We start from the raw sequence: 12897 nt of genomic DNA, 5'->3' as shown, positions 1-12897 counted from the left end.
CCCTTGCGACAATCCCTCACCCTTCATACATGCGCTGCGTTGGCACTCTCTGTCTGGGAGTGCCAAGTCACATCACCAACCTCGAATAGAGAGAAGACGCATGAAGTTTCGTCCCCTCCACGACCGCGTAGTCGTTGAACGTGTCAAAGAAGACACAAAGACCGCCGGCGGCATCATCATTCCCGATACAGCCACTGAAAAGCCATCTGAAGGCAAAGTCGTCGCAGTTGGACCCGGCATCCGCAAGGAAGACGGCAGTGTTGCTAAGCTCGACGTCAAAAAGGGCGACCGCGTCCTGTTTGGCAAATGGGGCGGCACGGAAGTCAAGATTGACGGCAAAGACCTGCTGATCATGAAGGAATCCGACATTATGGGCGTCATCGGTTAAACCGACCCGCTCCCCTCACTTAAAAACAACATCTAGATTGGAGAAGCTATAATGGCTGCCAAGGAAGTTAAATTCGGCTCGGACGCGCGCGACCGCATGCTCGAAGGCGTCGATATTCTCGCAAACGCCGTGAAAACCACACTCGGTCCTAAAGGCCGTAACGTCGTCATCGAAAAATCATTCGGTGCGCCCCGTTCGACTAAAGACGGCGTATCCGTCGCTAAAGAGATCGAACTTGAAGATCGTTATCAGAACCTCGGCGCGCAAATGCTGCGCGAAGTGGCAAGCAAGACCAACGACAAAGCCGGTGACGGCACGACAACCGCGACGGTTCTGGCGCAAGCCATCGTTCGCGAAGGTCTGAAGCGCGTTGCTGCTGGCATGAACCCAATGGATCTGAAACGCGGCATCGACAAAGCGGCGTCTGAAGTTGTCGGCGATTTGCTCGGCAAGGCGAAGAAAATCGGCAAGTCTGAGGAAATCGCTCAGGTCGGCACCATCTCTGCCAATGGCGAAGCGTCCATCGGTCAGATGATCGCTGAAGCCATGTCCAAAGTGGGCAATGAAGGCGTGATCACGGTTGAAGAAGGCAAAACGGCCGAAACCGAACTTGATGTCGTTGAAGGCATGCAGTTCGACCGCGGCTACCTGTCACCATACTTCATCACCGATCCTGAGAAGATGCGCGTCGAGCTCGACGATCCTTACATCCTGCTCAACGAAGGTAAATTGTCATCGCTGCAAGCGATGCTGCCGATCCTCGAAGCGGTTGTACAAACGGGTAAGCCCCTGCTGATCATCGCTGAAGACATTGAAGGCGAAGCGCTGGCGACCTTGGTTGTCAACAAGCTGCGCGGCGGCCTGAAAATCGCGGCTGTCAAAGCGCCTGGTTTCGGTGATCGTCGTAAAGCCATGCTGCAGGACATTGCGATCCTGACCAACGGCACGGTCATTTCCGAAGACCTCGGCATCAAGCTCGAAAATGTCTCCCTGAAAGATCTGGGCCGCTCTAAGCATGTCCACATCACTAAGGACGACACAGTCATCGTTGATGGCTCTGGCAAAAAAGGCGAAATCAAAGCCCGCGTCGAACAGATCCGCAAGCAGTCTGAAGACACATCGTCTGACTATGACCGCGAAAAGCTGCAAGAGCGTCTGGCGAAACTCGCTGGCGGTGTGGCCGTGATTAAAGTCGGCGGCTCAACCGAAGTTGAAGTGAAAGAACGTAAAGACCGTGTCGATGATGCGCTGAACGCCACGCGTGCAGCCGTCGAAGAAGGCATCGTCCCCGGTGGCGGCACAGCGCTGCTCCGTGCGTCACGCTTCATCAACGCTAAAGGCGTGAATGATGACGAGCAATCGGGCATCGAAATCGTCAAAGCGGCTTTGTCTTACCCAGCGCGTCAGATTGCTGACAATGCTGGCGTCGAAGGCGCTGTGGTTGTCGGTAACATCGTCTCTGCGAACAAAGCCAATTACGGCTATGACGCGCAGAATGACGAATATGTCGACATGGTCAAAGCTGGTATCATCGATCCGGTCAAAGTCGTCCGCACCGCGCTGCAAGACGCGGCCTCTGTTGCCGGGATCATCCTGACAACCGAAGTCGCCATCGTTGAAGCACCGAAAAAGGACGCTGGTCCTGCGATGCCTGACATGGGCGGTATGGGTGGAATGGGCGGCATGATGTAGCATCTGAGAATTGGTCCGACGGACCAATTCGCGCTGCTACCGCGAAGGCGGGGCTTTAGCCTCGCCGAAGTGGCTCCAATCCAACCTCAGACTAAAGAAGGCCGCTCCTCAGGGGGCGGCCTTTTTCGTAGGCCGCATCCGCCCCTGACCCCCATTTGGCTCGAAACTTGCACCTAATTTAGCTTTATCGGCAACCATACGAGCAGACCCCCATGCGCATCCTCCTTCTCGGCACAGCCGCTCTCGCCCTTTCCGGCTGTTCATTCTTCGGCGGCGGCGGGCAATATGGCGCCCCAACCGCGTCCAATTACAGCTATTATCCGAGCACAGTCTCGTCCCACCACGGGCAACGCGGCGTCATTAGCCAGTGGAACCTCGAAGGCGCGATCGGCCAAGAATTCATGGTCGGCGGCGATTTCACTACGCCAGACGAAGTGACGCCCATTCCAGGCATAGATTTGCCCGCCGTCTCGATGAAAGACGCCTATGAAACTGGGACACGCTATGAAGTCGGCCTGTCAAAAACCCTAAACCCAAGTCGCAAATTTACGGTCATGGGGTCCTACACGACCGCCGAAGGCAAAGACGTCGCCATCATCCAACAAACCGGTGTACCGACAAACCAAATCCGCGGGCAAGCGAGCGACTATAAGACATTCGGGATCGAAGCCGGATTGCGGCAATATTTCCGGCCCAGCCCGGCCCCGCTCTTCGGCAGCGTCCGCCCCTATATTGAAGGCCGTGTCGGCGCGGCTAAAGTCGACGACATCAGCCTAACCAATGCGCGCGAAGTGGGCGCCGCTCCGGGTGTGTTCAATGGCGGTACTGTGCAGATGTATGAAGGCGGCTGGGTTCCCACCGGGGCTGGCTTGATCGGCATTGAAACGCCGATCTTCAAACAGGCGACATTGGGCTTGGAAACGGGCATCCGATATCGCGGCGCGCTCAACAGTGACAGAACCGATATCGGCCCGGGCGGGGTCATTCCCCTCATCGACAATCTGAACAATGGCAGCGAAAATTACTCTGTCCCCGTGACCCTGCGCGGACGCTACCGCTTCTAGCGGCCAATCGAAATTTTGGGCTTGGTGGGAGCCTAAACTAGGAAAGCGCCCCTTGTGGGCGCTTTTTTTGTGAGATCATGGAGAGTTTAATTTCATGAGAGTTAGACCCTAAAAATCCAACCTCCCGCCGACTTGATCGACGGGCCCATCTCCCGACAGGTCGACTGGAAAGCCCCCCATTGCTGTGGGCGCGCTCGGCCCTCGCGATGGTCGTTATTACGCGTTTGTTTCTCCACACTTCCTCACAACCTCATCCACGCTCTCCGGCGGTGCGGCAGAGTGCTATCTCCCACCCCAGACACGAGGGGTACGTAGACCTCGGTCGGTGGGCCTGGATCCTGTGCTTTGCGCATGATCCGTTTCGCGAGCTTACGTGGCGCGGACGGGTCTTGAGTGGGCGGAGTGATGTCAGGCGGAGACGCGCGCTTGAGCCGTGACGAGGATCTTACGAGATCAGCGCACGGTGCATCCCGTCTCCGTCCGGCCCGAATGTGAGGATGGTCGAAAGCCGCCCTCGCCGCTTTGGGCCTAACCGGGTGAGCTCATGGTGGGCCCCGCGAAGACATCGCTCTTAACGCTGGGTGGGTTCAGGGCGCGGGTTCTGCTCGTTGTAAATCGGTGTCTATTCTCTCTGTCCGTCAGCGGACAGGCCCGCGCTCGTGTCTCTCATTCAGGGGCCAGTCGTTTTGCCGGACCCGTGATGGCCGGTCGCGTGGTCGGCTACGTGGGCGGCTGCGCGCTCCAAAACGCTCCCCGTCCTCTCCCAACCCGAAAGGCCCAGCCATGCCGAGACAGACTCCTCATACATCCAAACGGCCCGGCCCGACGGAATCCGAAATCTCCCTGCAATGGGAGATCAAACGCCTGCGCGGCGAAATTGCGGCGTTGCAGAGACAGGGCGAGTTTAACGCGCAGGGCTATCGGTTGGGAGATCGGTTAGAGGGCGCGTCGCGCGGCGTGCTGCTGGTTAAAATTCAACGGCTCTGGCGCAATATGATTGACGAGCTTGTGCCGGAGGATCAGCGCTGCGACCAATGTGGCAGCGTCAGCTTCGACGCGTCTGAAGCCGCCTTTGCGCGAGAGGCGGAGCGGTTAAGCCTTGCTGAGCTTGAGCAAACGCATGGCAGGCCCCGCAAGGCGCGTTAGTAAAATCCGATGAGCCAGTCATCGATCAATGTTCGTCGTCGTTTCGTAGATGGTCCGTTTGGCCAAGTGCATTTGCGCGAAGCGGGCGAGCCGAGCGATCCAAAAACGGGCAAGCCTCCCCTGCTCTGCCTGCATCAGAGCCCCAAGAGCAGCCGCGAATTTTTAAAGATTATGCCCTTTCTGGCGCAGGATCGGTATGTGGTCGCGGTGGATAGTCCGGGTCATGGCGAGAGCGATCTGCCGGGGTCCGAAGCGGACGCCACGATCATGACTTATGCGCGCTCGGCTTGGGCGGCCGTGGATGCGTTGGGCATGTTGGATTCTGGGAATAAGGTTGATCTGCTCGGTCATCATACGGGGGCGAAGGTCGCGACCGAAATGGCGTGGCAGCGCCCGGATGACGTCGGCACAATTGTCATGGTCTCGGCGCTAGTCCTGACGGACGCCGAAGTCGACGCGTTCAAAGACATGTTCGAGGAAATCCCGCTGGACGAAGCCGGGACGCGGTTTTCGGAAGGCTGGGCCAAGGCCGTGCAGCATCGCGGGCCGGGTGTGTCGCTGGTCGATCTGGCGGCGAGCTTTGCGGAGAATTTCCGCGCGGGCGAAGCCTATGAGTGGGGGCACAAGGCGGCGTTCAACTATAATGCCTATTTCCCGGACCGGGTGGCGACGCTGGATCAGCGGATTGTCGTGCTAAACCCGAAAGACATGCTTTATGAGCTGACGCCGCGCGTCGCGCCGCTGCTCAAAAACGGTGTGGTTCAAGATCAGGCGGATTGGGGGTTTGGTTTCATGGACTCAGATTCGGAAAATGCAGCCCAAACTATAAGGGAAGCTCTGTCGTAAACTTCAGCTTTTCCATCGCAAAGCTGGCCGACACGTCGCTGATCCGAACTTGCGCGATCAGCTGCTGATAGACGCGGTCATAATCGGCGACGGAGGCAATCATCATTTTGAGGATATAGTCGACATCGCCGGCCAAACGGTAAAACTCGACGATCTCGGGAATATTGTCCACGGCAGCAGCAAATTTCGCGGACCAGTCGGCAGAGTGGTCATCGGTACGGACTTGGACAAAGGCGGTCAGCGGCAAGCCGATCTTCTCATTGTCGATCAGCGCCACGCGTTTTTCGATCACGCCATCACTCTCAAGCTTGCGGACGCGCCGCCACACAGTGTTGAGGGACACATTCAACCCCTCGGCAATTGAGTCGAGCGATTGCGATGCGTCGCTTTGCAAAGCTGACAGGATTGCACGGTCTGTGGGGTCTAGTTTTGATGACATCGTGCTTATGTAGGATAATTTCTCACATATTGGAAGAATGAATAAAAGGACTGCGAAGAATTAGACATAGCTGAGCGGATAGATGGGGGCCATGACTGATATGACCCTGATCCGCGATCCTGACACGTTTAGTGCCGCCACCTATCTGGAGCCGACGCCCTTTCGCTGTCTAGAAAAGCTGATTGGGAACACGCCGATGATCGCGATTGATCTCTCTTATAAAGGCGAGCAGCGGCGCATTTTCGCGAAACTGGAATATTATAATCTGTCCGGCTCGATCAAAGACCGTATGGCGCTGGAGGTTCTGCGCAAGGCTTATGAGACAGGCGCGCTGCGTCCGGGCGACACAATCACGGAAGCGACGAGCGGCAATGCGGGCATTGCGATTTCAGCGCTCGGACGCGCGCTCGGCCATCCGGTTGTGATCTACATGCCGGACTGGATGAGCGTTGAGCGGGTCGAGTTGATGAAAAGCTACGGCGCGGATGTAAGGCTCGTCAGTCATGCGGAGGGCGGATTTCTCGGAAGTATCGCGCTGACACAAGAGTTGGCCCGGTCGCGCAATGACGTGTTTCTACCGCGGCAGTTTGAGAATGAGGATAATTGCAACGCACATTGCCGCACCACCGGACCTGAAATTTTGGCACAGCTCGACAAAGCGGGCGCTCAAGCGTCAGCCTTTGTGGCAGGGGTCGGGACAGGCGGTACAGTGATGGGGGTCGGCAAAGCGCTGCGTAAATTCGATCCATCAATCCGCATTCATCCGCTGGAGCCGATGGAAAGCCCGACACTCTCGACGGGCTACAAAGTTGGCAAGCACCGCATTCAAGGCGTGTCTGATGATTTCATCCCAGACATTCTCTGTCTGCAAAGCCTCGACAGTGTCGTCTCGGTCAATGACGGAGACGGCATCATCATGGCGCAGCGCCTGTCGGCGGAACTTGGGCTTGGTGTCGGCATTAGCTCTGGCGCAAACTTGATCGGTGCGGTGAAAGCCGGCGCGCAAGGCGGCGATATCGTCACGGTCTTCTGTGACGACTCAAAGAAATATCTCTCGACCGATCTGACAAAAGTCGAACAGGTCCGCGACGGCTATCTCTCACCAGACATCGAACTGCACGGTTTCGACGTGGTGGGATGACATCAATGGCGCGCGTGTCTATGGGCGCTCGCAATGCCAACACAGGTCAAAATCTGCGGGCTAACCCGCGCTGAAGACGTTGAGACCGCTCAGGCAGCTGGCGCGGACTTTCTCGGCTTTATCGTTGAGGTCAAAAGTGCGCGCCGTTTATCGGTCGCGCAGGCCGCTGCTCTGATCAAAGACGTCAAGGTGAATACTGTCGCCGTGACAGGCGATCCATCGGATCAGCTCGTGGCCGATATTAAGGCCGCCGGATTTTCTCATATCCAGCTTCATGGTTTCGAGACCTTGGCGCGGGTTGCCGAAATTGCGCGCACCGGATTGTCCGTCATTAAAGCGGTCCCCGTCGACAGCCGCGATGAGGTCGCACTGGCAACAGATTATAGCGGCGCCGCAGACTTGATCCTATTTGACGCCAAACCGCCCAAGGGTGCGCCGAAAGATGCGCCGCGCGGCGGACATGGGCTTCGCTTTGACTGGTCGATTCTGACAGGCGCAGCGCTGCCAAAACAATGGGCGTTGGCTGGCGGACTGACCCCGGACAATGTGGCGCAGGCGATTAGACACACAAACGCCCCGATTGTGGATGTCGCATCTGGCGTCGAAACTTCCCCCGGCATAAAAGACGCCGCTTTGATTAAAGTGTTCATCGCGCGAGCAAAGGAACTGGATCGGAATGGATAGAGTGACGAATAAAAGCTGGCCCGACGAACGCGGTCGCTTTGGCGAGTATGGTGGCCGGTTTGTTGCGGAAACGCTTATGCCACCGATTCTGTCGCTCGAGGCAGCCTATGAAGAAGCTAAAGTTGATCCGGCCTTCATCGCAGAGCTCGACGACTTTCTGACCCACTATGTCGGACGTCCCTCTCCGCTCTATTTTGCCGAACGGCTGACGGAGCATGCCGCCAAAGAAAATGGGAGTGCGGCTAAAATCTATTTCAAGCGTGACGAGCTCAACCACACAGGCGCGCATAAGATCAATAATTGCATTGGTCAGCTCCTGCTCGCCAAGCGCATGGGCAAAAAGCGCATCATCGCTGAGACAGGCGCGGGTCAACACGGCGTTGCGACCGCGACAGTCGCTGCTCGCCTGGGTATGGAGTGTATCGTCTATATGGGCGCCGTCGATATCGTACGGCAAAAACCGAATGTGTTCCGGATGCGCCTGCTCGGGGCCGAAGTTCGCGCCGTGCATTCCGGCACGGCGACGCTCAAAGACGCGATGAACGAAGCCTTGCGCGACTGGGTCACAAATGTCGACGACACGTTCTACTGCATCGGCACCGTCGCGGGTCCGCACCCCTACCCGGCTATGGTTCGCGATTTTCAGGCTGTCATCGGCCATGAAGCCAAAGCGCAAATTTTGGACCGCGAAGGTCGCCTGCCCGACGCCGTCGTGGCCTGTATCGGCGGCGGATCCAACGCAATGGGCCTATTCCACGCCTTTGTGCCCGACACGTCGGTCCGCCTCATCGGCGTCGAAGCCGCTGGGCGTGGTGTGAAGAGCGGCCTTCACGCCGCATCGCTAACGGGCGGCAAGCCCGGCATCCTGCACGGCAATCGGACATACTTACTGCAAGATGAGAACGGTCAGATCGCCGATGCCCATTCGATCAGCGCGGGTCTCGACTATCCGGGTATTGGGCCGGAACATGCATGGCTGCACGATACGGGCCGCGCGGAATATGTCAGTGCGACCGACGACGAAGCACTTGAGCATTTCCAACTTTGCGCCAAGCTGGAAGGCATCCTTCCCGCTCTAGAACCGAGCCATGCCATCCCGCGCACCTTAGATCTTGCAAAAGACCTAGGTTCAGACGCGATCATCATCATGAATATGTGCGGACGCGGCGATAAAGACGTGTTCACGATTGCCGATGCGCTCGGCGAAAATATTGCGGCGGGGACAGACGGATGAGCACCCGTATTCAGACTGTTTTCGCCAAGGGGCGTCCGGCCTTTGTCGCTTATATCATGGGCGGGGACCCCGATGCGCTTACCTCGCAACGCATCATGAATGCTCTGCCCGGCGCGGGCGTTGATATCATCGAATTGGGCTTCCCGTTCACAGACCCGATGGCGGATGGCCCCGTGATCGAAGAGGCTGGCATTCGGTCTCGTAAAGCCGGGACGACATTAGCGTCTATACTCGACATGGCGCGCACCTTCCGCCGTGATGATGACACCACACCGATCATTGTCATGGGTTACGCCAACCCCGTCTACCAAATGGGCTATGCGGCATTCTCTGAGCGGGCGGCAGAGGCCGGAATCGACGGGGCGATCATTGTCGATCTACCGCCAGAGGAAGACGGTCCATTACGGGCTGAAATGGACGCACGCGGCCTCTCATTAATCCGCCTCGCCACCCCAACAACCGATGCCGAACGACTTCCCAAAGTCGTCTCCGGTAGCTCTGGTTTTGTCTATTATGTCAGCATGACCGGTGTGACAGGTGCAGCGCTCGCACAAGGCGGCTCAGTCGCTGAACAAGTGACCCGGGTTCGTGATGCCGCCCATTTGCCTGTTGTGGTCGGATTTGGTGTGAAAACCACCGAACGCGCGTCGCAGATCGCCAAAGAGGCGGACGGCGTCGTGGTCGGAACAGCGATCGTCAAAGCCTTGCATGAAGACGGCGAAGAGGCCGCATTAGATCTTGTCCGCGCTCTGGCCGACGCCACGCACACGGCGCGATAGACTGTCTATCACACATGTGGGGCGGTCTTCGCTTTACCGAAAGCCGACAGCTTGGCAGAGGCAGGCCATGACAAATCCTCTTTTTACGCCCTTCTCGCTCGGTTCGCTGGAGCTGCCCAATCGTATCGTCATGGCCCCCATGACTCGGAGCTTCTCACCCGATGGAATACCCGGCCAGAATGTTGCGGATTATTATGCGCGCCGCGCAGCCAACAATGTCGGTCTGATCCTAACGGAAGGTACCGTCATAGACCGGAAAGCGGCCGGCAATGACGGCAATGTGCCTAAATTCTACGATGAAGCCTTGGATGGCTGGAAGCGCGTTGTTGAACAGGTCAAGGCGGAAGGCGGATTGATCGCGCCGCAACTCTGGCATGTTGGCATGATGCGCAAACCCGGAACGGGTCACTATCCCGACGCCCCATCCGATTCTCCGTCCGGCATCACCCACACAGGTAAAGCCGTGATGCCGCCGCCCAGCGATGAAGACGTGGCCGACATGGTCAACAGCTATGCGCGGTCCGCCGCTTACGCCAAAGAGCTAGGCTTTGACGCCATCGAAATCCACGGCGCCCATGGCTATCTCATCGATCAGTTCTTCTGGGACGTGATGAATGCGCGCGAAGACAAATATGGCGGCGGGCTGGCTGAACGCGCCACCTTCGCGGCCGACATAATCCGCGAATGCCGAAAAGCCGTGGGCCCGGACATGCCCATCCTCATCCGTATTTCGCAGTGGAAGCAGCAGGATTTCTCGGCCCGTCTCGCTGAAACGCCGCAAGAAATGGAAGACTGGCTCAAAGTCTTCGTTGATGCGGGCGTTGATTGCCTACACTGTTCGCAACGTCGCTTCTGGGAGCCAGAATTTGACGGCTCCGACCTTAACTTTGCGGGCTGGGCCAAAAAGTTGACCGGATTACCAACAATCACAGTCGGCAGCGTGGGACTGTCCTCAGACTTCATCGGTGCCTTCCAAGGCGAAAATTCCAAGGCCGCGTCGCTCGATGATTTGACCGAACGGCTGGAAAAAGGCGAGTTCGACCTCGTCGCTGTCGGCCGGGCTTTGCTGCAAGATCCGGAATGGGCGACCAAGGTGCTTGAAGGTCGCGAAGACGAATTGGCGGATTACGACGCCAAGTCGCTGACCAAACTCTACTAAGCGCGGCGCATGGCCAGCTGGATGAAGTTGGTCAGGAAAGGGCGGGTTTCACGCGGGTCGATGATGTCCTCGACCCCGTAACGCTCAGCCGTTCGGAACGGTGACGAGACCTCAGCCAGTCGTGCCTTAATCGAGGCGAGTTCGGCAGCTGGATCGTCACTCGCCGCGAGTTCTGACTGATAGGCTACTTCCACACCGCCATCGATAGGCAGACTGCCCCAATCTCCGCTCGGCCAAGCGGCGCGGTACTGGAAGCGCGTATGATCACTCATCGCCGCACCTGCGACGCCGTAAGCTTTGCGGATAATGACGCTCGCCCAAGGCACTGTCGCGGAATAAATCGCGCTCATTGTTTCGACGCCGCGCCGAATTGTGGCGGCTTTCTCGGCCTCCAGCCCAATCATAAACCCCGGATTGTCGACAAGGTGCACAATAGGAAGTTCAAATAATTCAGCTAGTTCGACGTGCCGCTTGACCTTATCCGCCGTATCAGCCGTCCATGATCCGCCGAGGAAACTGGGATCCGATGCGATGACCGCAACGGGCCAACCATCTAGCCGTGCTAGCGCCGTAATTGAGGCGCGGCCCCATTTGCGACCGATCTCAAACACACTGCCCTCATCCATAACGGATCGGACAATCGCGCGCATGGAATAGGCTTTGTTCCGGTCACGCGGGATGATCGACAAAAGCTGTTCATCGATACGGTTCGGATCATCCGACGTTACATGTCTGTGGATCGGATCACCGGCCCGGTCGGGTAAGAAGGATAAAAAGGCGCGTGCACGCACGAACGCATCCGCTTCGCTCTCCGCCTCATCGTCTACCACACCGTTGCGTGTATGTATGTCCGATCCGCCGAGACCTTCTTTGTCGAGACTTTCGCCCAGCGGGGCGACGATCGCTGGACCCGCCGTGAAGACTTGCGACAGACCTTTGACCATGACGGAGTAATGCGACGCCACGACTCTTGCGGCACCGAGACCCGCGCAAGGGCCTAGCGCCAACGCCACAACAGGAACGGTCCGTAGATTTTTTGTGATGGTCTCAAACCCCGGCACTTCCGGCACATAGGTATAGCCCATTGTTTCAAGCGATTTGACCGATCCACCGCCGCCCGTCCCATCAATCATCCGGACCAGTGGGATACCGAATTCTGACGCCATTTTCTCAGCATGGATGAACTTGCGATAGATCGCGGCGTCAGAGGCCCCGCCGCGAACGGTGAAATCATCAGCTGAGGCAACGACCGGGCGACCCGCAATCGCGCCCTGCCCATAGATGAAATTGGACGCCGCCGACCGGATTAGCTTCCCATCCGCATCATACTGGCCGGCCCCGGCCAGCTTACCGATTTCTCGAAATGATCCGTCATCGAGCAATCCGTCGATCCGCTCACGGGCCGTCAGCTTGCCGCGGCCCTTTTGGCGGGCGACCTTGTCGGCACCGCCCATGTCCTCAGCGAAGCCCTCACGGAGAGCTTTTTGTTCGAGTTCAGCGGACCAATCGGTCGGTTGATCAGGCATCTGGCACACCTTTATCGGCTGTCTTCCATCCCTGCAGACCGTCGCCGCGCATTGTTCTGCGCGTCAGGCCGGGGAAGAGGCGGGAGCCGATATCGAAGGCCCACCGCGTTGATTTCGGGATGAAGACCTGAGATTGATTACGTGAGATCGCCTTAAGGATTGCTGAGACCACGTCTTCGATTTCGACGGCCGGAGTTGTTTTCGAGCGGGCCACGCCATCGATCATCCGCGTCCGCACCATACTGGGGTGGATACTCGTGACGCCGATAGTCGTCCCGTCGAGGTCATATTCAAGGCAGCGCGTAAAACCGCGTACGGCATGTTTCGACGCCGTGTAGGCCGCCATTCCAGGCGAGCCGATCACTCCCGCGATGGAACTCATATTGATGATATGAGCGGCCTCACGCTCGCGTAAATGCGGCAGAGCCGTGTGTGTCACTGCCATCAAGCCCGTGACGTTGAGATCGATGGTCTTCCGCCAGCGCTCAAACGGCACCGCATCATATTCCCCCGACGTCGCGATACCCGCATTATTGATGAGAATATCGAACCCGATCGCCATCGCTTCTTCTGTGGCCACGACGGCTTCCTCAACCTTGGACAGGTCGGCCTCAATGATGTTATAGGTGCCACCTTCGGCTTCTACCCGTTCTTTCGTCACGACTTGCGTGTCCGCTCTTAGGTCACAGCCAATGACCTTGCAGCCTGATTTAGCGAAAGCGATTGCCAAACCCTGCCCGATCCCGCGTGCGGAACCTGTGATGAATACGGATTTACCTGTATAGTCCATGCATCCATC

The 12897-nt window shown here is 57.7% G+C and carries 13 protein-coding genes; 10 read left to right on the top strand and 3 right to left on the bottom strand.

Annotated elements, in window-relative coordinates; all coding sequences use genetic code 11:
* Positions 1-100: 100 nt before the first annotated feature.
* The 5 genes from QQL54_RS05425 (at position 101) to QQL54_RS05405 (ending at position 5136) form a co-directional block, all read left to right on the top strand.
* The gene (locus QQL54_RS05425) at positions 101-388 is read left to right on the top strand and encodes a co-chaperone GroES (RefSeq protein WP_284388402.1); all 288 of its coding nucleotides are present in this window, start codon (positions 101-103) and stop codon (positions 386-388) included.
* 51 nt (positions 389-439) lie between these two features.
* Positions 440-2080 carry a chaperonin GroEL gene (gene groL / locus QQL54_RS05420; protein ID WP_284388400.1) on the top strand — a complete coding sequence of 547 codons (1641 nt, stop codon included), beginning with the start codon at positions 440-442 and terminating at the stop codon, positions 2078-2080.
* Between the two features lie 212 nt (positions 2081-2292).
* Positions 2293-3144 carry a hypothetical protein gene (locus QQL54_RS05415; RefSeq protein ID WP_284388396.1) on the top strand — a complete coding sequence of 284 codons (852 nt, stop codon included), beginning with the start codon at positions 2293-2295 and terminating at the stop codon, positions 3142-3144.
* 783 nt (positions 3145-3927) lie between these two features.
* Positions 3928-4290, top strand: coding sequence for a hypothetical protein (locus tag QQL54_RS05410; RefSeq protein WP_284388395.1), 363 nt, complete (start codon positions 3928-3930; stop codon positions 4288-4290).
* Between the two features lie 9 nt (positions 4291-4299).
* On the top strand, positions 4300-5136 hold the full coding sequence (locus tag QQL54_RS05405) for an alpha/beta fold hydrolase (RefSeq protein WP_284388393.1): 837 nt from the start codon (positions 4300-4302) through the stop codon (positions 5134-5136).
* Here the strand turns inward: QQL54_RS05405 and QQL54_RS05400 are convergent.
* Positions 5114-5575, bottom strand: coding sequence for an Lrp/AsnC family transcriptional regulator (locus QQL54_RS05400; protein ID WP_284388391.1), 462 nt, complete (start codon positions 5573-5575; stop codon positions 5114-5116). The two genes, QQL54_RS05405 and QQL54_RS05400, sit on opposite strands and share 23 nt — an antisense overlap.
* 100 nt (positions 5576-5675) lie before the next feature.
* Here QQL54_RS05400 and QQL54_RS05395 point away from each other — a divergent pair, with 100 nt between their 5' ends.
* From QQL54_RS05395 to QQL54_RS05375, 5 genes are all read left to right on the top strand, one after another.
* A complete protein-coding gene (locus tag QQL54_RS05395; protein ID WP_348520705.1) occupies positions 5676-6716 on the top strand; it encodes a PLP-dependent cysteine synthase family protein in 1041 nt (346 codons plus the stop codon).
* Between the two features lie 33 nt (positions 6717-6749).
* Positions 6750-7400, top strand: a complete 651-nt coding sequence (locus tag QQL54_RS05390) for a phosphoribosylanthranilate isomerase (protein ID WP_284388386.1) — start codon at positions 6750-6752, stop codon at positions 7398-7400.
* Positions 7393-8634 carry a tryptophan synthase subunit beta gene (trpB, locus tag QQL54_RS05385; protein ID WP_284388383.1) on the top strand — a complete coding sequence of 414 codons (1242 nt, stop codon included), beginning with the start codon at positions 7393-7395 and terminating at the stop codon, positions 8632-8634. Before QQL54_RS05390 ends, trpB begins: the two co-directional genes overlap by 8 nt.
* Positions 8631-9413 carry a tryptophan synthase subunit alpha gene (gene trpA, locus QQL54_RS05380; RefSeq protein WP_284388381.1) on the top strand — a complete coding sequence of 261 codons (783 nt, stop codon included), beginning with the start codon at positions 8631-8633 and terminating at the stop codon, positions 9411-9413. Before trpB ends, trpA begins: the two co-directional genes overlap by 4 nt.
* 67 nt (positions 9414-9480) lie before the next feature.
* On the top strand, positions 9481-10572 hold the full coding sequence (locus QQL54_RS05375; RefSeq protein WP_284388379.1) for an NADH:flavin oxidoreductase: 1092 nt from the start codon (positions 9481-9483) through the stop codon (positions 10570-10572).
* Here the strand turns inward: QQL54_RS05375 and QQL54_RS05370 are convergent.
* A complete protein-coding gene (locus tag QQL54_RS05370) occupies positions 10569-12098 on the bottom strand; it encodes an acyl-CoA carboxylase subunit beta (protein WP_284388377.1) in 1530 nt (509 codons plus the stop codon). The two genes, QQL54_RS05375 and QQL54_RS05370, sit on opposite strands and share 4 nt — an antisense overlap.
* Positions 12091-12888 carry an SDR family NAD(P)-dependent oxidoreductase gene (locus tag QQL54_RS05365; protein WP_284388375.1) on the bottom strand — a complete coding sequence of 266 codons (798 nt, stop codon included), beginning with the start codon at positions 12886-12888 and terminating at the stop codon, positions 12091-12093. Before QQL54_RS05365 ends, QQL54_RS05370 begins: the two co-directional genes overlap by 8 nt.
* Between the last annotated feature and the right edge of the window lie 9 nt (positions 12889-12897).

The organism is Algimonas ampicilliniresistens, from assembly GCF_030159955.1.
GTDB lineage: Bacteria > Pseudomonadota > Alphaproteobacteria > Caulobacterales > Maricaulaceae > Litorimonas > Litorimonas ampicilliniresistens.
Note: the sequence above shows the minus strand (reverse complement) of the source record. Positions and strands in the feature narration are given on the sequence as shown.

Bases quoted from the DNA above. Each gene is read 5' to 3' on its own strand.
- QQL54_RS05425 (WP_284388402.1), top strand. From the start codon at position 101: ATGAAGTTTCGTCCCCTCCACGACCGCGTAGTCGTTGAACGTGTCAAA.
- groL (WP_284388400.1), top strand. From the start codon at position 440: ATGGCTGCCAAGGAAGTTAAATTCGGCTCGGACGCGCGCGACCGCATG.
- QQL54_RS05415 (WP_284388396.1), top strand. From the start codon at position 2,293: ATGCGCATCCTCCTTCTCGGCACAGCCGCTCTCGCCCTTTCCGGCTGT.
- QQL54_RS05410 (WP_284388395.1), top strand. From the start codon at position 3,928: ATGCCGAGACAGACTCCTCATACATCCAAACGGCCCGGCCCGACGGAA.
- QQL54_RS05405 (WP_284388393.1), top strand. From the start codon at position 4,300: ATGAGCCAGTCATCGATCAATGTTCGTCGTCGTTTCGTAGATGGTCCG.
- QQL54_RS05400 (WP_284388391.1), bottom strand. From the start codon at position 5,575: ATGTCATCAAAACTAGACCCCACAGACCGTGCAATCCTGTCAGCTTTG.
- QQL54_RS05395 (WP_348520705.1), top strand. From the start codon at position 5,676: ATGACCCTGATCCGCGATCCTGACACGTTTAGTGCCGCCACCTATCTG.
- QQL54_RS05390 (WP_284388386.1), top strand. From the start codon at position 6,750: ATGCCAACACAGGTCAAAATCTGCGGGCTAACCCGCGCTGAAGACGTT.
- trpB (WP_284388383.1), top strand. From the start codon at position 7,393: ATGGATAGAGTGACGAATAAAAGCTGGCCCGACGAACGCGGTCGCTTT.
- trpA (WP_284388381.1), top strand. From the start codon at position 8,631: ATGAGCACCCGTATTCAGACTGTTTTCGCCAAGGGGCGTCCGGCCTTT.
- QQL54_RS05375 (WP_284388379.1), top strand. From the start codon at position 9,481: ATGACAAATCCTCTTTTTACGCCCTTCTCGCTCGGTTCGCTGGAGCTG.
- QQL54_RS05370 (WP_284388377.1), bottom strand. From the start codon at position 12,098: ATGCCTGATCAACCGACCGATTGGTCCGCTGAACTCGAACAAAAAGCT.
- QQL54_RS05365 (WP_284388375.1), bottom strand. From the start codon at position 12,888: ATGGACTATACAGGTAAATCCGTATTCATCACAGGTTCCGCACGCGGG.